Raw genomic sequence first — 17,687 nt, 5'->3', positions numbered from 1 at the left:
TGTGCAACGGTTACCATTGTTAGCAACTGGCCTATACCCACTTCATCATTTCGTCCACTATTTCCATGTACTTTTCAGGATATTGATAACCTAGCCCAAAAATGAAATAAACTTTCAATGATTTCGACGCTAATTGACCCCATTCAATATTTTCTTCAGGACTACTTATCCCAGTTTCTGGATTTCCTGAATTAGGATAGAAACAATTCGATTCGGCACTAGGTCCACCGTGTATATAGGACGAAAGGATATTATATCTATCTAAAAACTCTAACATTACCACGTGTAATACCTCAAGGCTTTTTTTTGTCCCTCCATTTTCTACAAGATATTGTCCCATCCATTTCATGTCCATAAACTGCCTTGATTTTGAATGAACATCTTGTAAATCTTGCTGTGACATAAAATCAAATTCAGGATAAAGTTCTTTTATGGTATCCATATTAACTTTTTGCGTCACACCTTTTCTTATGTTCTCTATTTGAATTGAATAGGTTTTACGTTTAAAAAATTCGGAACAGGTGTAGTTTTTATAATATTCTTCGCCAATCGCGTCAGTTTTAATATTTTCATTTTTCACATAAATATAGTAGCCGATTAAATAATGTTCCAATAAAGCTCTTGTCAATACTTGTGAAGAGTAATTATTATCTATACAACTTTCTAGTGCAAGCACTAATTGGTCAATTGCTTTTATTTTATAATATATACTCTTGAAAGTTAGAGGGTATTTTGAAGATTTAATATCTCTAATAATTTGTTCTTCGTGCTCTAAGAAAATCTGAAAAATATTATCGTATTCTTCCTTAACTGAAATCATTTACGGCTTGTTGCTAACAATTGTATATAGCAACTAGTTGCTATATACCTCTCTATATAAATATAAAGCAACTAAGATACACCCATTAACAAATAGTACCTTATAGATTAGCGTAAGGTTTTTAACAAAAGCGTTAAAAACAATACTTTAGAAATAGGAAACCAAAATTAACAAAGTCTTTGCTCAAGAGTTTTTTCCGTTCTGTTTTATTGGTTTAATTTTCGTTCTCAAATAAGCGCCTGCCAGTGGTTTTCAATCTACAGGAAAGGCTTAACGGATAATTAAATCTCATGAAAACAGGTATCTCTATTCTATTTCTAACAATAACCTTAATATTTACTTCCTGTTCCACTACTAAAAAAGTTGCGGACAACCCATTGTACGGTACGCTTTGGGAACTGGAATACCTTTCCGGACCACGCATTGCGTTTCAAGGGCTCTACCCTGACCGTAAACCACAAATTACTTTTATGGAGGAGACAGGCCGTGTACAGGGTACGAACAGTTGCAATGGCTACTCGGCGCCGTTTACGGTAAAGGGTAAAGAAATTTCTTTTGGAGAGCCCGGCCCTACTACCCTAATGTTCTGTGGCCAAGGCGAAAAGTTCTTTTTAAATACGATTAAAAAAATAGACGCCTATAAAATAGATGAGGACGGCAAGCTGGTTCTTTTAATGGACGGTGTTGCCATGATGCGTTTTAAAGCCATAATAACAAAGGGTCAGAGCAATTAATTTAAGAAGGCTAAAAGAATGGGATATAGATCTAACATGCCCTTAACCAAAGGTACGTGCCCCAAATAGTACTTTTTCAATAGTGGCGTAGCATTATGCTCTTTTGTTAAAATAGCCCAACAAGAACTTAGAGCATTTTACGGGCAGTAATATCATCCTTTTGATAAACCTCCTTAACAATTTGGTACAAATCAGGAATGACGGTCTTGGCCACGGGAGACATATTGTTCAGCAATACACAAATACCTAGATTCGCTTCCGGATAAATGGCTATTTCGTTTCGGTAATTGTTAACGCTTCCACCATGGTGCCAGATGGTTTTCTCAAAATTGCTATCGTCTTCCGTAAACTTATGAATGCGCCATCCAAATCCGTAATAAGATCGGGTGTGGCCCGGCCAGCGCTGGTAGTATTTGCTGTGCCCGGAAATTTCAATAAACGGGTTAAACGCTTCGTTAATAGCGGAGCTCTCCATAATCTCTGGGTTGTGGCCCAATAGAAACCGCATCCAACGGCCCATGTCATGTGCATTTGAACTGATTCCGCCCGCCGCAACGGCGTTGTAATAGTTATCGCGAATATGTGCCGCTCTCCAGCCGTTTCTGATTCTAACGTGGGGCATGGCAATATTCAATTCGTGTGTCAAGGTTTCAAAGTCCGTTGTAGTCGTACACATTTCCAAAGGCTTAAAAAACCGATCGTCCAAAAGTGTATTTATCTTTTTTCCCGTTGCTTTTTTCATCATCTCACCGCAAAGTGCGAACATAGCATTTTGGTAGCTGTACATAATTCCCGGTTTGCTAATGGGCATAACCTCTTTAAAACGCTTGGCAATATCCGTTAGGGGAATTCCCGCTTCTACCAAATTGGTGTAGCTGTGGTAAGGTGTTCCAGAAGTGTGCGAAAGAATATTGGCCAGGGTTACATTTTTTGTATTGGTACCGTCGCCCAACTCAAATTCAGGAAGGTAATCACTTACCCTATCCGTCCAATCTAACTTTCCTTCATCCTTAATATTGGCGGCCAACATTCCAGCAAATCCCTTGGACAGGGAACCTAGCCTAAATACAGTTTCACCATTTACAGTACTGCTCTCCACACTATTTTTTCTCCCGAACCCTTCGGAAATCATAATAGAATCGCCTTTAACGATACTTACAGCGGCCCCAACTACATCTCCCTTGGCAATGGCTTTCTTAAAATAGGCGTTTAATGCAGTGTGTAATTCTTTTTGTCTTGAAGCGTACAGATGCGCTTCTTTTTTATTTCGGGGAGTTTTTTCTACGTTGGTAACAGCGGTTTCCGCTTTTTGGGGAGTATCGGTAGTTTCAGAATGAAATACCCGGGAAGTAAGCGCTGATAAGGTAAAAACGATAAGCGCAGATGCGATCAGTATTTTATATCTCTGCATTGATGAAAGGGTTCTTGGTTGTTTGAGATGAACGAAAATAGGATGAATTGCTTAAATAACGGATGAAATACACTTTTTCTTATGTTTTTTGAGCTCTTTTTATAATGTTTTTAACATTATTCATTAAATGGGCTACTTTCTAAGCATATCTGATGGTCTTTGCCCTAAAAAATAGTAAAGATGTTAGTATTTTTACTTTCTTATCAAAGCTGGCCCTGAATTATTTAGATGAATTTAGAAAAAGAAAAACTTTCACTTCGCGAAGCCCAAAAACTAGTCTTGTTATCTCAGCGACTACCGGGCATAAAGGCAACAGGTTCTTCCGTAAATGCAACACTGGAAACTATAGAGCATTTAGGTTATGTTCAGATTGATACCATTTCGGTAATAGAACGGGCACACCACCATACCTTGTATAATCGGAATCCACGCTACCAATCCTCACATTTGGATACGTTGGTAGCCGATAAAAAAGTTTTTGAATATTGGTCCCATGCTGCGGCTTACCTTCCTATGGAAGAATTCCGTTTTAGCATGCCTCGCAAGCATGCCATTGCCACCGGAAAACAAAAACATTGGTTTAAACAAGATGATTCTGTTATGCAATGGGTTTTGGACCGCATAAAAAATGAAGGTCCATTAATGGCCAAAGATTTTGATAAAAAAGGGGTCAAGCCCGGAGAATGGAAAACAGCACCTAAAAAACAAGCACTAGAAAATTTATTTATGCAAGGCGATTTAATGATTAAAGAACGGGTGAATTTTCATAAAGTGTACGACCTAACCGAAAGAGTTCTGCCCCCTGCCATAGATACCACGCTACCAACTGAAATGGAACAAGGCAAATTTTTAGTGAAAAAATATTTGCAGACCAATGGGTTAGGAAAGCTATCTGAAATGACTTACTTACTAAAAAACATAAAACCAGCAGTTACAAATGCGCTGAACCTAATGCTTGAAACTAGTGAAATAAAAGAAATACAGGTAGATAAAACCGACTATTATGTTTTACCGGAGTCGCTTGAATTATTAAACCAACCATTGTCCAGAAAGAAACTCAAAATTCTATCTCCATTTGATAATTTGCTCATCCAAAGGAAACGCACGAAAGAGATTTTTAAATTTGATTATCTTTTGGAATGCTATGTGCCACAGCACAAAAGGAAACATGGCTATTTTACATTACCAATTCTGTGGGATGGAAAGCTCGTAGCCCGAATGGATAGTAAAGCCGATAGAAAGAAAGGCATATTGAATATTCTTCAGCTGACCTTGGAACCCGATTTAAAAAAAATAGAAGAATTCTCCAGTGCTTTGAAAAAAGAGTTACAAGCATTCATGAAATTCAATAGTTGTAAAAGTATCCGCCTACACAAAACAATTCCGTTAGGCTTTAAAAAGGAATTTGAACGTAGTTATCCAAATTTGATGCCCTAATGATAAAGGTAGTATCCTAACCTTTGCTTTTCTTTGTATCTTATAGAATACATACTTTATAACCAGCCTAAAGCGTATACTTGTACGGATTTGAATTTATAAACCAATACGGACATTGATTGAGATTCAGAACATAAAATTTAATAATGAAACAAGACCTGATTTAGGTTTTGAACTTGTTAGGCTCGAACAACTTTTAGCACGTGAAATTGAACAAGATATTACACAACTTCACAAAGTTGAATTTTATCAAATTCTGATTATTACGGAAGGTACTGGGAAACACACCATAGATTTTACGGATTACGATTACACAGCTAATACAATTTTAACCATCCGGAAAGACCAAGTCCACCGGTTTTTTAAAAATTCAGAATCAAAAGGTTTTCTTTTAATTTTTACAGAAGACTTTTTAGCCAGTTTGTTAAGCCACAAAGAAGTTTCCCGTTCTCATGAGCTATTCAATGAGTTTTTGACCTCACCAAAGATAGCAGTAGATAAAGAAGATTTTCTATCTATAGAGTCGCTTATTAAGGATATTGAATTGGAGTATACCAAAAACTATGATGAATTCTCTAGTGGTATTATTAGAAATGCGCTGCATATATTGGTGTATAGACTATTCCGTATAAAAGTAAAACAAGGTATAACCTTATCCAAGCATAAGTACGTGGCTGATTTTATACGATTTCAGCACCTTGTAGAGGAACGTTGTTTTGAGACCAAAAAGACCTTGGATTATGCCAATTTAATGGGGTGTACACCAAAAACTCTTAATAACGTTTGCAAAGCAATTGTAGATAAATCATCTAAAATGATCATAGATGAAATTCTTGTAACACAAATTAAGCGCTTGCTGATCAACACCTCAATGTCTATTACAGAAATAGCTTATACATCTGGTTTTGATGAACCTACTAATATGTATAAGTATTTCAAAAAGCACACAGAAGCTACTCCCGAGGTGTTCCGACAACAACATTCGTAAACACTTTCCTTTTTTTACAGTACATCTTCATTTTTCTATAGTCCTTGCCTTGAGCATCATGGCTACTTTTGTCCTATACATTTTAAGTAACTTTTTATAACATATAGCATATGAAAATTGCAGTAACAGGAGCTACCGGTAAATTAGGTACTCTAGTAATTGAAAAATTAAAAGAAAGAACTACTAAGGCTAACATTATAGCATTGGCAAGAACACCAGAAAAAGCAAGTGATTTAGACGTTGAAGTACGTGCTTTTGATTATGGTAACGCAACACAGATGACCAGTTCTTTGGAAGGTGTGGACAAACTTCTTTTAATTTCCGGAAGCGAGTTAGGGCAGCGTTTAGAACAACATAGCAATATTATATCAGCCGCAAAAGGAGCAGGAGTAAAATCTATAGCTTACACTAGCCTTTTAAAGGCCGATAAATCTAGTTTATCTTTGGCTCCTGAACATTTAGGTACAGAGAAAGTTTTAGAAGAATCGGGCATTCCTTTTACTTTATTAAGAGACGGCTGGTATACAGAGAATTACACAGATTCCTTAAAGGATACTCTAGCACTAGGTACTTTGTATGGTAGCGCAGGAGATGGTAAAATAGCTTCGGCTACAAGAGAAGATTTTGCTGAGGCTGCCGCAATAATATTAACTACCGACGGCCATGAGGGAAAAACTTACGAATTGGCGGGAGATGAGTTTTTTACTATGAAAGATTATGCAAATGAAATTTCTAAACAAACAGGTAAAGCTATTACTTATGTGAATCTTCCAGAAGCGGAATATGCCAAAGCACTTCAAAGCGCAGGCGTGCCTACTCCAATTGCAGAGTTCTTAGCAGGTTCGCATACGTCAACGGCTAATGGAGATTTGTTTAATGATGGTCATCAATTATCAGTAATTCTAGGTAGACCCACTATTCCATTGTCTAAAACTATAGCAGAGGTTTTAGCATAAAATCAGGTAGTTTATAAAGAAAGGGGTGTTATTTGAATGTAAACTAATAACATCCCTTTCTTTTTTTTACAAAATTCGAGACTTTTAGTCATTTTGATATGTAGCATCTTATTATAGGCTTCTAAATTTCACAAAATATGGAAAACTCAGAATATAAAATTCCTCAAAATACAAGAATCGGACACGTGCATCTAAAAGTGGCCAATCTACAACGTTCACTGGACTTCTATCATGGACTTCTTGGTTTTGAAATTACAACACTGTATGGACAAGAAGCAGCATTTATTTCCGCTGGAGGTTATCACCATCATATTGGATTGAATACCTGGCAAAGCAAAAACGGTCCACAACCACCACAAAATAGTACAGGGCTTTTTCATACAGCAATCCTTTATCCTTCTAGAAAAGATTTAGCAGAAATTTTACAACACCTCACCAAAGCAGATTACCCCATAACTGGAGCCGCAGATCACGGTGTATCCGAGGCACTTTATATGAACGACCCTGACGGCAACGGAGTTGAATTGTATTGGGATAGGCCTCAAAAAGAATGGCCACAAAAGGAGGACGGTGGTTTGGAAATGTACACGAGACCTTTAAACCTTCAAGACCTCCTTAACGAATTAAATTTATAGTTATAAAATTCTTCTATTTATTTTAAGTATTGACTCCCCTTTTTCTTTCTATCGATTTTAAAACTTTCTCTTTTTTACAGTGTAAAGGCATTTTTGGATCATGAATTAGCTGGAGTGCTAAAGTATTTTTGCAATGAAATTAATACTTAAAAAAATAAAATGAAAAACACACTATTATCTACAGTCCTAGTCTCAGCTCTTAGTTTGTCCTCTTGTAATGCTCAAGATGATGATACATCAACTGAGGTGTCAAACGAAGAAAAAGTAATACAACTACTAAAATCTATAGAAACAGGTGCACAAGAACCTGCTGCCTATATTAACCCTTATAACTATGTACAACATAATTTAGAAGTTGCTGATGGCATTGCTGGTTTTATAGCAACATTGCAAGCGTTACCTCCAAATTCTGCCAAAGTAAATACAGTTAGAACTTTTGAAGATGGCGACTATATATTTACGCATACCGACTACAACTTTTTTGGTCCAAAGATCGGTTTCGATGTTTTTAGGTTCGAAAACGGCTTGATCGTGGAACACTGGAACAACCTTCAAGTAACACCCGAACAGCCCAACCCAAGCGGCCATACCATGATCGATGGCACTACCGAGATCACCGATCTCGACAAAACCGAAGAGAACAAGACCTTGGTCAGAAACTTCATTACCGATATTTTGATAAACGGCAATATGGATAAAATTGGAAATTATTTTGAAGGCGACCAATACATCCAGCACAATCCGAGCATTGCCGACGGCCTATCGGGTCTAGGAAGTGCCTTGGCCGCCATGGCCGAACAAGGGGTTACCATGGAGTTCTCCGTAATACACAAAGTACTGGGGCAAGGTAATTTCGTTCTGAGCATCAGCGAAGGTCATTTTGGAGGGGCACATACCTCTTACTACGATCTATTTCGGGTAGAGAACGGAAAAATAGCCGAACACTGGGACGTTATCGAAACGATTGCCCCCGAAGCCGACAGAAAGAACACTAACGGTAAGTTTAACTTTCCTAATTAATTAATCCATCATGAAATATCTAATTATAATCATCACTTGTTTCAGCTTGGTAAGTTGGAACCAAAAAGAAGAACCAACAGATCCCTACATTCTGGAAATCACCAGTTTTCAATACAAAGACACGGTCAACCCCGATGATTTTTGGAAGGAAGACGCCAAGATACAGGAGACGTACACCAGCAAGCAACCCGGCTTTATCAGTAGGGAAAGCGCCTATAACGAAGAAAAAAAAGAGGTTTTAGTGGTCGTACGATGGAAGTCAGAAGCAGACGCCGAAGCTTCTATGAACAAGTTTATGAACGATACATCGGTAGCCACTTATGCGGGAATGATCGATGGAAGTACCATGAAGATGATGAGGTACAATGTAAAGTGATGCATAAGTTTGCATTCCGATTTGGAAAAGGCTGCCCTGGGGCAGCCTTTTCATATTTTACCCTAGTCCCCTAACACAAAATTTCCTTATGCTTTAGGCAAATTGACCCAATTCGCATAAAGTACACACCATATTCAACCGTGACTCCTTAGTGAGTCGCTTTTTTGTAAGCCAATGAATTTCAAGTAAGAAAGCACACATGCTTTTTCAAAGGCAATAAAACACCTAAAGACATACGTTATCAAGATTAATTCTGTTAGATATAAATCTTTACTGTATTTTAGAAGTTGACATTCGTCCCACATATAAATTAGACCATTGCCCTTGGAGTCTCTGATTGAAGACATTATTTTAAATTATAGTTATACAGCACTATACGGCCTTACCTTCGGCTACTTTATAACCTTGTACTTTGGCGTAGGCTCGCTGTTTTTATTCGTTTGCAAGGAGTTGGAGGGCAGGGGCATCCTCAATAAGATCAAACCCATAGCCGTTTCAAAAGATCAAATCGCCTTTGAAATCAGGCACTCCGTAAAATCGATTGTAATTTTTGGGTTTTCCATCATCCCCATCGTCTTTCTTATTCGGGAAGGAGTAATTGAGCTCTTGCCCAATACGTGGTCCAACATATTGATCGGGATCGTAATCCTTTCCCTGTGGAATGAGGTTCATTTTTATTTGGTACACCGGTTAATGCATCAAAAATTCATGATGAGGCACGTACATTTCGTACACCACAAATCTAGGATTCCGACGGTGTATTCCGTATTCAGTTTTCATTGGGTAGAGGCCCTTCTACTTAGTACGGTCCCCGTAACGATCGCCCCCTTCGTCCCTTTTTCGATAATAGCCATATTTATTTATCCGCTGATAAGCATCTTGTTGAATTTTGCGGGACATTGCAACTATCGCTTTGGAAGCGGAAAAGGGAAAGGCTGGAAACTTTTTGGCACCCATCACAATGAACACCATAGCAGAGGCCGACAAAACTACGGATTTGCCCTACACCTTTTAGATAAAATATTTTCAAGACATAACAAATAATATATGAGTGAGGTATATATAACAAGTACAGGTTCCTTTTTACCCAACAAGGCGATTCCCAATGACGAAATAGAAGATTACCTAGGCCGAATAAACGGTAAGGATAGCCGTGCAAAAAGCCGTGTGCTGAAACAAAACGGGATCAAAACCAGGCATTATGCAATCGATAAAAACCAAGAGAGCACCCACTCCAATGCGCAATTGGCCGTTAGCGCCATAAACGATGCCATACAAAAAAGCGGTTTAAGAAGCAGTGATGTTGAATTGTTGTGCACAGGAACGACCCAAGGCGACCTCCCCATACCCGGTTTTGCAAGTATGGTACATGCAGGATTGGATTTCAACAGATGTGAGGTGGCCAATTTTCAAAGTGTATGCGCTAGTGGTATAATGGCCCTGAAAAATGCCTATGCACAAATAAAAAGCGATGAAAAAGAGAATGCCGTATGTGTGGGAAGCGAATTGGCCAGTAGATTGTTCAAGGCCTCTCGATTTGAAGCCCAGGGCGTAGATGACCTGCCCTTTGATGCCGAATTTTTAAGATGGATGCTTTCTGACGGTGCAGGCGCCTTTGTACTTCAAAACAAGAAAAACGAAAACGGCCTCTCCTTAAAAATAGATTGGATCGACTTAAAATCACATGCCAACGAATTTCCCGTTTGTATGTATACCGGGAAGACGGACAACAAAAATGAAACGGAAAAAACATGGTTGGACTACCCGAGTTACGAAGAAGCTTCAAAAGCTGGTGCCATTAACTTAAAACAAGACACCAGGTTGTTGGACAAAGTAATAAAAACCGGGGTCGCCCACTACTTTGAACTTATCGACCAAGGAAAAATAAACAGGAAGGAAATCGATTGGCTATGCTGCCATTATTCTTCGGAAATGTTCAAAGCCCCCATCAAAGAGCTCATGCATAAGGGAGGGGGCGAAATCGCCGATAAGAAATGGTTCAGCAACCTTACGTCTAAGGGGAATACAGGCTCGGCCTCCATTTTTATCATGTTAGACGAATTAATGCACTCCGGAAAGTTGGTGCCGGGAAACAAAATCCTGTGCATGGTGCCTGAAAGCGGCCGATTTATCACCTCATTTATGCAACTCACCGTAGTTGGCGACAACAATACCGCCACCAAACGGTATCCCTTGCGAAAAATTGAATCCCCAGAGCTGGTTATTAACAAGAGTGAGACTTCCGAATGGTTGATCCGGAACCTCACCCAAGTATGGATAGATTTCGAAACGGCCTTACTTAAAGTGCCCATAGTCGAGAAAATACACGACGGCACCCTTAGCTTGTCGGATTACAAACTATTATTGACCGACCTCAGACAGCAGGTAATCGATGGTTCCCAATGGATATCAAGGGCGGCATCCAATATCGACATCCATCTTTTCGACCTACGGTCGGCCTTTATAAAACACACCGCCACCGAGCATAAAGATTATCAAATGCTGGAGTGAAATTACGTGGCCTTGGGGGAGGACCTGGAAGTAATCCAAAAAGCGAAAAAGAATATCGGTACCGTGGCCCTGACCTCCTTTATGTTTCAACAGGCCAGTAAGCCCAACCCGGTCGATTTACTGGGGTCTATGTTTATCATTGAAGGTATTGGCAAGCGTTTAGCGGGATATTGGGGCGAAATGATCAAGGATCAATTAAATTTGAAAGACAATCAGGTCTCTTTTTTCACCTACCACGGAGTGGCCGATGAAAACCATTTCCACAACTTGGAAGAAGCATTGAACCACCCGGAAATGAATATGGAGGTAGCCGAGAGAATAGTAAAGACCGCTAAGATTACAGGTAAATTGTACACCATGCAGTTAAACGAATTAGGTAATTATTAAATTGAGGATATGATAGACGAAAACTTAGATATATCAAAGCATGACGAAAGGGACCCCAACCCTTGGTTGGCTCTGTTTTTAGATGAAAGTATCCCTATAAACCAAACTACGAAGTTGGCCTTAATGCGGGACAACGCTTCCAAGTCGGCAAGATACCTATTGCCCATTATACACCTGTGGTCGAAAGTAACTATGTTTTTTATCCACATTTTTAAGTTCTTCTTTCCCAACCTTATCAATTCTTCTAAAGTATTGCATCGAATTTTGGCATGGGGACTCAAAAACTTCGTTAGCCCAGATGCCAATTTGCTCGTTTTTCGGCATTTTCATATCGGAACCGAGATCTTACAATTTATAGCGGCGAACACTCCCGAAGCGGAAATCGTGGGAAATCCTTTAAAACCAAAGGACTTTGAAGATGTCAAGGATGACCTGTTTTTACAGCACGACTTGAACCTGTACAATTTCGTGATCCAATTGAACAATCAGTTGAAACAGAAAGGCACAAAAATCCAACCTCCTGAAAAAATAAACTTAGACATGATTACCGAAGATCAGTTCGACCATATCGAATTTCCGAGAAAATGGACCAATTTTCTTGATCTTAGGTCGGCCATAGAGTTGTTTACCCCTTATTATCAATTGTTTTTGACCTCGAACGACTTTATACGGGCATCCAATTCATTGCAATTGGACGAGACCATAGCCATTTACACATCACAAATCATTAACACCCCGGGGCATTTGGGCCTAGTGAACAACAAACACCCCATGGTACCCGCTACTACGTACAGTGTAGCCTATAGGCTGGTATTACATGGCCTGGCGGCCGAAACCCTGCACGAGGTCTTGGTAAAAATGAAACTCAATAAAAATCGTGACGGTATCGTAACCCCTATGGCCTAGACTCGAACGCTAACGGTAAGGGGGCTAAGCCGCCTTTATGTGCCCTCTAATCCTCCAGTAAGAACTCACCCTTGGTTTCTGCGGCGAAAAGTCCCCAATCGCGTATCCTCTGAAGAATGGGCACCAAAGTTTGTCCGAATTCGGTCAAGGCATATACCACTTTTAACGGTGGCTTCTTCGAGAAGACCTTTCGCGTCACCAAACCATCGGCTTCCAACTGCTTTAACTGTAAGCTTAGGGTACGTTCCGTAATTCCCTCTATTTCCTTTCGCAACTCATTATAGCGCTTCTTGTCATCCGCCAAATGGATCAGTATAACACTCTTCCATTTTCCTCCGATCAACTCCATTGCTGCACTGGTCGGACAGGAAGAAACCTTTCCGTTAATCTTAATCTTCGGTTTTTTTTCAAACAATTCTTTTCTATCCATATATCAATTTATTTAAAAACCCACCCTAGGTAGTACTACATATATAACAATGCAAATTTATGCAACTATACTTTAGCACACAACTATAATTTTTATAGTAAAAATTTTACAATATAAAATTCTGATTATCAATATGTTGAAAAATTAAATACATACTATCAACTTTGACCGTTATTGCACGAAAAAGCTACTATACATACTTTTGCTGCTATAATTTTGATAGTATAAAATTTAATAAAATGAACATCACAGAAATTTTGAACAATCGTTACTCCGTAAAAGAATTCGACGCTACTAAAAAAATCTCAGATTCAGACTTTGAGCAAGTAAAGGCTTTGTTGCGTTTGAGTCCTTCAAGTGTAAACCTACAGCCCTGGCATTTTCTGATCGCCGACACCCAAGAAGGCAAAGAACGTATTGCAAAAGGAACACAAGGCTTCTTTCATTTTAATACTCCAAAGGTTTTAGATGCCTCTCACGTAATTGTCATTGCTGCACGTACAAATACAGACGAAGCCTATATGACTAGCATATTAGAACAAGAAGATAAAGATGGCCGATTTGCCGCCCAAGAATTCAAAGACCAAATGCACGGTGGACGTATGTTGTTTGCCGACATACACAAATACGACCTCAAAGATTTACCACACTGGATGGAAAAACAGGTGTATTTAAATATGGGGTCACTTCTACTAGGTGTTGCTGCTTTAGGTATTGATGCTTGCCCAATGGAAGGTGTAGATGTGAAAGCTTTAGATGAGGAGTTTGGCTTACGCGAAAAAGGATATACAGCATTGGCAGTTGTCTCTTTAGGTTATAGAAAGGACACCGATTTTAATGCTAAGCTTCCAAAATCAAGATTTCCAGAAGAAACAATAATCACACAATTGTAAATAGACTTTATAGTCAAAATCTAAATAGAAATGAAAAGTACCATTGTAAAATTTACAGCAAAACCAGAACATAAAGATATGTTTGCGGCAACATTAAAAGAAGCACAGGTCGCCACAAGAAAAGAGGCGGGCAACAAAGAAATCAGGGTGTTTGTATCCAAATCAGATGCCAATGAGTTTTTTGTTTACGAACGCTGGGCTGATAAAGCGGCAATAAGGTCTCACGACAATGAACCCCACACCAAAAAGTTAATGGAAGTGGGGCAAACTGCTTTGCAAACCGCGCCAGACTTTTACTTTTTAGGTGATACCAATCCCCTACCGGATCACTCAAAATCACCAAACCCTGAAGATAAAGTATTCGTTATTTTCTTCATATTCAAAATAAAAACGGTCTACAGAAACGAACTTTTAAATCAGTTTGAAGACCATATTACCCACACTAGAAAAGAAGAAGAAGGGAACATCCTTTTTGATCTATACACGGTTGATGGACAAGAAGATACCTTGGCCGTTTATGAGCATTGGAGAACAGAATCCGATGTTTGGGACGTTCACTTCAATCAACCGTACGCCGTAAAAACTGGCGAATTAATGGAAAAAGCTGTGATAGGCGATTTAAAGCAGTACATGAATTTTGTGACAGAAATCTAAACGCAGCATCAAATTCAACTAAGAACCACTATCATGAAAAAAATAATTCTATTATTTTCCTTGGCACTTTTAGCAAGCTGTGGAAATCAGACAAAAGAAGGGGTTTCTTCTTCAGAAAAACACGAGCTCCAACATGGGCATCCACATTCGCATAGCACAGATGAACATGGCTTAGCACCGCATACCGAAAATACCATTCATCAATACGCACCAACAGTTGCCTTATTAAATAGCATTTACGAAGGTGATATCACTCCCCAACAGATGGTCCAACAAGGTAACATTGGTATTGGCACCGTAAATCATTTAGCTGGCGAATTGGTTGCTGTAGACGGTGTGGTCTATACAATTGATGCAGAAGGTGGTATAGCAGAAGCACCAAATGATTTAGAATCGCCAAATATGACGATGATAAATTTTCAGCCAAAAAGAACGGTAACCGTTGAAAATATTGGGTCTTATGAAGATTTAACGAAAGCACTTCAAAAGTATGCAACCTCAATAAACAGTTTTTATGCTTACCGAATTAAAGGTGAGTTTGGTTATTTAAAAATGGCATCTGCCCATAAAGTAGAAAATGAAGATGTGTCGTTATTTGAATATCTAGATACTCGTGTAATGTACACAAGAGAAAATATAAAGGGGACTTTAGTTGGCTTATTTACGCCAGATTATTTAGGGAATATTGTAATCCCAGGAATGCATTTTCACTTTTTATCTGAAGACATAAAATTAGGCGGACATTTAGAAGACATAAAGTTTGATAAACTTCAGGTTGAAATTCAAGAAATAAATCAAGTAAACCTACAACTTCCAGAAACCGAAAAATTTAGAACTAGAGAGTTAAAACAAGGAGCTGCACCAAAAGCTACAGCTAAACAAAATGGTAAATAATATCAGTCTTAAAAACATATAAAATGAAAGCAATCTTATTAGAAAAAGCAGGAGGACCAGAAAACCTTCACTTAACAGAAGTAGATAAACCCAGCATAAAAAACAATGAAGTATTAGTTGCTGTAATAGCAATTTCATTAAACCCAGCAGATGTTAAGCCAAAATATGTTGATGAAATGCTCAACTCAATGTATGGCGAAAAACGTCCTGTTATTTTAGGATGGGATATTGCAGGAACCATTACTGAAGTTAGTACAGATGTTACCAATTTAAAAGTAGGAGATAAGGTATTCGGGATGGTAAATTTTCCTGGTGTTGGTAACGCTTACGCGGAATTTGTAGCAGCTCCAGAAAACCATTTAGCTATAATGCCAGAGACTATTTCTTTTGAAGAAGCTGCAGCCACAACGTTAGCTGCGTTAACAGCATTACAAATATTAAGTGGTAGAATAACCAAAGGAGATAAAGTATTAATACAAGCGGGATCTGGTGGTGTTGGTCACTTTGCCATACAAATAGCTAAAAATATGGGCGCTTATGTTATTGCAACATCTTCAGCAAAAAATAGAGATTTTATTTTGTCTTTAGGAGCAGACGAGCATATTGATTATCACGCTCAAAAGTTTGAAGAAGTATTAACAGACATCGACTTTGTTTTAGACACACTTGGTGGTAAGGTCTTAGAAAATTCAGTAAAAGTTTTAAAAGAAGGTGGTACACTTTTTACCACATTAGATAAAGATTTACCAGAAGATGCTAACGCCATTGTAGCTGATAAAAATTTATCTATTAACAATATCCTAGTGCATTCTAGCGCAGAGGATATGAATACTTTAAAAGGTATGTTAGAAAACGGTAGCCTTAAGCCAAACATTTATAAAACGTTTGCTTTTGAAGATATGGCAGATGCACATACAGAAGTAGAAAAAGGAAGAACTGTAGGTAAAGTAATCGTGACACTTTAAGAAACTTTTAAAACACATTGAAAATGAAAACACAAGAACAATTACCAAATTATACTCAAAAAATATTTATAGGTGGTGAGTGGAAAGACGGAAACGGACCAGCCATAAAAAATATTAACCCTTGGAACCAAGAAGAGTTATTTACCTTAAACGGAGCATCTACCGATGATGTAAACGAAGCGTTTGAACTAGCTGCAATAGCACAAAAAAAATGGGCTGCCGTATTACCTCCTGAAAAAAGTAGGATGATGCTTAAGTTGGCTGAAGTGATTAGAAACAGAAAGCAAGAGTTCGCAGAATGGGCAAGAAAAGAAGTAGGAGCAACATTAGCAAAAGGGTATTTTGAAGCAGAATTAGTAGCGAGTGTTTTTGAAAGTAGCGTACACTTACCGTTATTAGTAGAAGGTAAAATATTACCACAAGATATAGAAGGCAAAGAATCTGTTGCCATTAGAAAACCATTAGGCGTTATTGGTTTAATTTCTCCTTGGAATTTTCCTGGACAGTTAACAGCACGTACGTTAGGACCTGCAATAGCAGTTGGTAACGCTGTAGTTTTAAAACCAGCATCTACATCAATTGTTACAGGAGGGTTAATTTTTGCTTCATTTTTAGAAGAAGCAGGTTTTCCTAAAGGGTTATTAAGTGTATTGCCAGGTGGAGGAAGCTCTATAGGTAGTGCAATTACTAAGCACCCAATTTCTAAGCTAATCTCTTTTACAGGATCAACACCTGTAGGTCGTCAAGTTGGTAAAAATGCTTTGGAAGCAGATATTATTAAAAATATCGAGTTAGAATTAGGTGGTAATAGTCCGTTTGTAGTACTGGAAGATGCAGACATTGATCAAGCTGTTGAAGCTGCTGCTTGGGGTAAATTTATGAACCAAGGTCAGATTTGTATGGCTATCAATAGAATTATTGTTGAAGATAAAGTCTATGATGAATTTACAGAGAAATTTATAGCAAAGGTTAAAAGCTTAAAACGTCTGGATATGAATGATCCTGATACGTTTATAGGACCTATCATTGATCAAGCTCAGTTTAATACTGTAAAAGGTTTAATAGAAGCAGCAAAAGCCGAAGGTTATAAAATGGCTTTAGGTGGAGAAGCTGAAGGTTTACACATGCCTCCACATATTTTTGTGGATGTAGATGAAAATTGTCCATTATTTAAAAACGAAATATTTGGACCAGCGGTATCTATTGCAAGAGCAAAAGATATGGAAGATGCTTTACGCTTAGCTAACGCAACAGATTACGGTTTGTCTAGTTCTGTGTTTACAAGAGATGAAGGTAAAGGAATGGTGTTTGCACAAGGTATTGAAGCTGGCATGACTCATATTAATGACCAACCAGTTAATGATAGTGCTTATGCACCTTTTGGAGGCGTTAAAAACTCTGGTTTAGGTCGTTTTAATGGACAATGGGGAGTGAAGTCTTTTACGGTTGCACATTGGGTTACTATTCAAAAAACACCAAGAAAATATCCGTTTAAAGCATCGGATTTTCAATAGAAAATTTATGTCAAGTATCGATTTTTCTGTATGCTAAGGGTAACGTTCACACTACTACCCTAGCATACAGTTTTTTTTGGCTAACTTGTACGTCAAAATATCTATACAACTAGGTTATGAGAAGGAAGTCTCTTTTAAAACTTCTAGGTGCTCTCC

Annotated in this window: 20 protein-coding genes; 16 read left to right on the top strand and 4 right to left on the bottom strand. The window is 38.3% G+C overall.

Going from position 1 to position 17,687, the window contains the following annotated elements; translation table 11 throughout:
* Positions 1 to 31 precede the first annotated feature (31 nt).
* A complete protein-coding gene (locus KO513_RS03645; RefSeq protein WP_215912332.1) occupies positions 32 to 820 on the bottom strand; it encodes a hypothetical protein in 789 nt (262 codons plus the stop codon).
* Between the two features lie 290 nt (positions 821 to 1,110).
* Here KO513_RS03645 and KO513_RS03640 point away from each other — a divergent pair, with 290 nt between their 5' ends.
* The gene (locus KO513_RS03640; RefSeq protein WP_215912331.1) at positions 1,111 to 1,554 is read left to right on the top strand and encodes an META domain-containing protein; all 444 of its coding nucleotides are present in this window, start codon (positions 1,111 to 1,113) and stop codon (positions 1,552 to 1,554) included.
* 127 nt (positions 1,555 to 1,681) lie between these two features.
* Here the strand turns inward: KO513_RS03640 and KO513_RS03635 are convergent, their stop codons facing one another.
* Positions 1,682 to 2,965, bottom strand: a complete 1,284-nt coding sequence (locus tag KO513_RS03635; RefSeq protein WP_215912330.1) for a serine hydrolase domain-containing protein — start codon at positions 2,963 to 2,965, stop codon at positions 1,682 to 1,684.
* Positions 2,966 to 3,193: 228 nt separating this feature from the next.
* Here KO513_RS03635 and KO513_RS03630 point away from each other — a divergent pair, with 228 nt between their 5' ends.
* From KO513_RS03630 to KO513_RS03605, 6 genes are all read left to right on the top strand, one after another.
* Complete coding sequence (locus tag KO513_RS03630) at positions 3,194 to 4,402, top strand: winged helix-turn-helix domain-containing protein (RefSeq protein ID WP_215912329.1); 1,209 nt, start codon at positions 3,194 to 3,196, stop codon at positions 4,400 to 4,402.
* 115 nt (positions 4,403 to 4,517) lie between these two features.
* The gene (locus tag KO513_RS03625; RefSeq protein ID WP_215912328.1) at positions 4,518 to 5,390 is read left to right on the top strand and encodes an AraC family transcriptional regulator; all 873 of its coding nucleotides are present in this window, start codon (positions 4,518 to 4,520) and stop codon (positions 5,388 to 5,390) included.
* A gap of 110 nt (positions 5,391 to 5,500) precedes the next feature.
* Positions 5,501 to 6,346: an SDR family oxidoreductase gene (locus tag KO513_RS03620; protein WP_215912327.1), complete on the top strand. Its 846-nt coding sequence runs from the start codon at positions 5,501 to 5,503 to the stop codon at positions 6,344 to 6,346.
* A 137-nt stretch (positions 6,347 to 6,483) separates the two neighbouring features.
* Positions 6,484 to 6,981, top strand: a complete 498-nt coding sequence (locus tag KO513_RS03615) for a VOC family protein (RefSeq protein ID WP_215912326.1) — start codon at positions 6,484 to 6,486, stop codon at positions 6,979 to 6,981.
* Between the two features lie 159 nt (positions 6,982 to 7,140).
* A complete protein-coding gene (locus KO513_RS03610; RefSeq protein WP_215912325.1) occupies positions 7,141 to 8,001 on the top strand; it encodes a nuclear transport factor 2 family protein in 861 nt (286 codons plus the stop codon).
* A 10-nt stretch (positions 8,002 to 8,011) separates the two neighbouring features.
* A complete protein-coding gene (locus tag KO513_RS03605) occupies positions 8,012 to 8,377 on the top strand; it encodes a hypothetical protein (protein ID WP_215912324.1) in 366 nt (121 codons plus the stop codon).
* A 495-nt stretch (positions 8,378 to 8,872) separates the two neighbouring features.
* On the opposite strand, the gene KO513_RS19630 is transcribed toward KO513_RS03605, so the two are convergent.
* Positions 8,873 to 9,049 carry a hypothetical protein gene (locus KO513_RS19630; RefSeq protein ID WP_252735664.1) on the bottom strand — a complete coding sequence of 59 codons (177 nt, stop codon included), beginning with the start codon at positions 9,047 to 9,049 and terminating at the stop codon, positions 8,873 to 8,875.
* 21 nt (positions 9,050 to 9,070) lie between these two features.
* On the opposite strand from KO513_RS19630, the gene KO513_RS19805 reads away from it, so the two are divergent.
* The 4 genes from KO513_RS19805 to KO513_RS03585 are packed head-to-tail and all read left to right on the top strand — an operon-like array spanning position 9,071 to position 12,181.
* Complete coding sequence (locus KO513_RS19805; protein WP_371735312.1) at positions 9,071 to 9,421, top strand: sterol desaturase family protein; 351 nt, start codon at positions 9,071 to 9,073, stop codon at positions 9,419 to 9,421.
* A gap of 3 nt (positions 9,422 to 9,424) precedes the next feature.
* Positions 9,425 to 10,888 (top strand): beta-ketoacyl-ACP synthase III, encoded by a 1,464-nt coding sequence (locus KO513_RS03595; RefSeq protein ID WP_215912322.1) that lies wholly within the window; start codon positions 9,425 to 9,427, stop codon positions 10,886 to 10,888.
* A gap of 12 nt (positions 10,889 to 10,900) precedes the next feature.
* Positions 10,901 to 11,275 carry an iron-containing redox enzyme family protein gene (locus tag KO513_RS03590; RefSeq protein ID WP_215912321.1) on the top strand — a complete coding sequence of 125 codons (375 nt, stop codon included), beginning with the start codon at positions 10,901 to 10,903 and terminating at the stop codon, positions 11,273 to 11,275.
* A 9-nt stretch (positions 11,276 to 11,284) separates the two neighbouring features.
* Positions 11,285 to 12,181, top strand: a complete 897-nt coding sequence (locus KO513_RS03585; protein ID WP_076455220.1) for a DUF6999 family protein — start codon at positions 11,285 to 11,287, stop codon at positions 12,179 to 12,181.
* A gap of 46 nt (positions 12,182 to 12,227) precedes the next feature.
* Here the strand turns inward: KO513_RS03585 and KO513_RS03580 are convergent, their stop codons facing one another.
* Entirely contained in the window at positions 12,228 to 12,611 is a 384-nt protein-coding gene (locus KO513_RS03580; protein WP_215912320.1) for a winged helix-turn-helix transcriptional regulator, read from the bottom strand.
* A gap of 239 nt (positions 12,612 to 12,850) precedes the next feature.
* On the opposite strand from KO513_RS03580, the gene nfsB reads away from it, so the two are divergent.
* The 5 genes from nfsB to KO513_RS03555 are packed head-to-tail and all read left to right on the top strand — an operon-like array spanning position 12,851 to position 17,531.
* Entirely contained in the window at positions 12,851 to 13,504 is a 654-nt protein-coding gene (gene nfsB, locus KO513_RS03575) for an oxygen-insensitive NAD(P)H nitroreductase (RefSeq protein ID WP_215912319.1), read from the top strand.
* Positions 13,505 to 13,534: 30 nt separating this feature from the next.
* On the top strand, positions 13,535 to 14,158 hold the full coding sequence (locus tag KO513_RS03570; protein WP_215912318.1) for a putative quinol monooxygenase: 624 nt from the start codon (positions 13,535 to 13,537) through the stop codon (positions 14,156 to 14,158).
* 33 nt (positions 14,159 to 14,191) lie between these two features.
* Entirely contained in the window at positions 14,192 to 15,052 is an 861-nt protein-coding gene (gene budA / locus KO513_RS03565; RefSeq protein ID WP_215912317.1) for an acetolactate decarboxylase, read from the top strand.
* A gap of 23 nt (positions 15,053 to 15,075) precedes the next feature.
* On the top strand, positions 15,076 to 16,017 hold the full coding sequence (locus KO513_RS03560; RefSeq protein ID WP_215912316.1) for an NADP-dependent oxidoreductase: 942 nt from the start codon (positions 15,076 to 15,078) through the stop codon (positions 16,015 to 16,017).
* Positions 16,018 to 16,040: 23 nt separating this feature from the next.
* A complete protein-coding gene (locus KO513_RS03555; RefSeq protein WP_215912315.1) occupies positions 16,041 to 17,531 on the top strand; it encodes an aldehyde dehydrogenase family protein in 1,491 nt (496 codons plus the stop codon).
* Positions 17,532 to 17,687 lie beyond the last annotated feature (156 nt).

Source organism: Zobellia sp. B3R18 (assembly GCF_018860715.1).
GTDB classification, from domain to species: Bacteria; Bacteroidota; Bacteroidia; order Flavobacteriales; family Flavobacteriaceae; genus Zobellia; species Zobellia russellii.
Note: the sequence above shows the minus strand (reverse complement) of the source record. Positions and strands in the feature narration are given on the sequence as shown.

Coding starts and splice junctions, on each gene's coding strand:
- KO513_RS03605 (WP_215912324.1), top strand. CDS start 8,012: ATGAAATATCTAATTATAATCATCACTTGTTTCAGCTTGGTAAGTTGG.
- KO513_RS19630 (WP_252735664.1), bottom strand. CDS start 9,049: ATGAACCTCATTCCACAGGGAAAGGATTACGATCCCGATCAATATGTT.
- KO513_RS03615 (WP_215912326.1), top strand. CDS start 6,484: ATGGAAAACTCAGAATATAAAATTCCTCAAAATACAAGAATCGGACAC.
- KO513_RS03645 (WP_215912332.1), bottom strand. CDS start 820: ATGATTTCAGTTAAGGAAGAATACGATAATATTTTTCAGATTTTCTTA.
- KO513_RS03595 (WP_215912322.1), top strand. CDS start 9,425: ATGAGTGAGGTATATATAACAAGTACAGGTTCCTTTTTACCCAACAAG.
- KO513_RS03555 (WP_215912315.1), top strand. CDS start 16,041: ATGAAAACACAAGAACAATTACCAAATTATACTCAAAAAATATTTATA.
- KO513_RS03640 (WP_215912331.1), top strand. CDS start 1,111: ATGAAAACAGGTATCTCTATTCTATTTCTAACAATAACCTTAATATTT.
- KO513_RS03570 (WP_215912318.1), top strand. CDS start 13,535: ATGAAAAGTACCATTGTAAAATTTACAGCAAAACCAGAACATAAAGAT.
- nfsB (WP_215912319.1), top strand. CDS start 12,851: ATGAACATCACAGAAATTTTGAACAATCGTTACTCCGTAAAAGAATTC.
- KO513_RS19805 (WP_371735312.1), top strand. CDS start 9,071: ATGCATCAAAAATTCATGATGAGGCACGTACATTTCGTACACCACAAA.
- KO513_RS03630 (WP_215912329.1), top strand. CDS start 3,194: ATGAATTTAGAAAAAGAAAAACTTTCACTTCGCGAAGCCCAAAAACTA.
- KO513_RS03560 (WP_215912316.1), top strand. CDS start 15,076: ATGAAAGCAATCTTATTAGAAAAAGCAGGAGGACCAGAAAACCTTCAC.
- KO513_RS03580 (WP_215912320.1), bottom strand. CDS start 12,611: ATGGATAGAAAAGAATTGTTTGAAAAAAAACCGAAGATTAAGATTAAC.
- KO513_RS03610 (WP_215912325.1), top strand. CDS start 7,141: ATGAAAAACACACTATTATCTACAGTCCTAGTCTCAGCTCTTAGTTTG.
- budA (WP_215912317.1), top strand. CDS start 14,192: ATGAAAAAAATAATTCTATTATTTTCCTTGGCACTTTTAGCAAGCTGT.
- KO513_RS03585 (WP_076455220.1), top strand. CDS start 11,285: ATGATAGACGAAAACTTAGATATATCAAAGCATGACGAAAGGGACCCC.
- KO513_RS03635 (WP_215912330.1), bottom strand. CDS start 2,965: ATGCAGAGATATAAAATACTGATCGCATCTGCGCTTATCGTTTTTACC.
- KO513_RS03620 (WP_215912327.1), top strand. CDS start 5,501: ATGAAAATTGCAGTAACAGGAGCTACCGGTAAATTAGGTACTCTAGTA.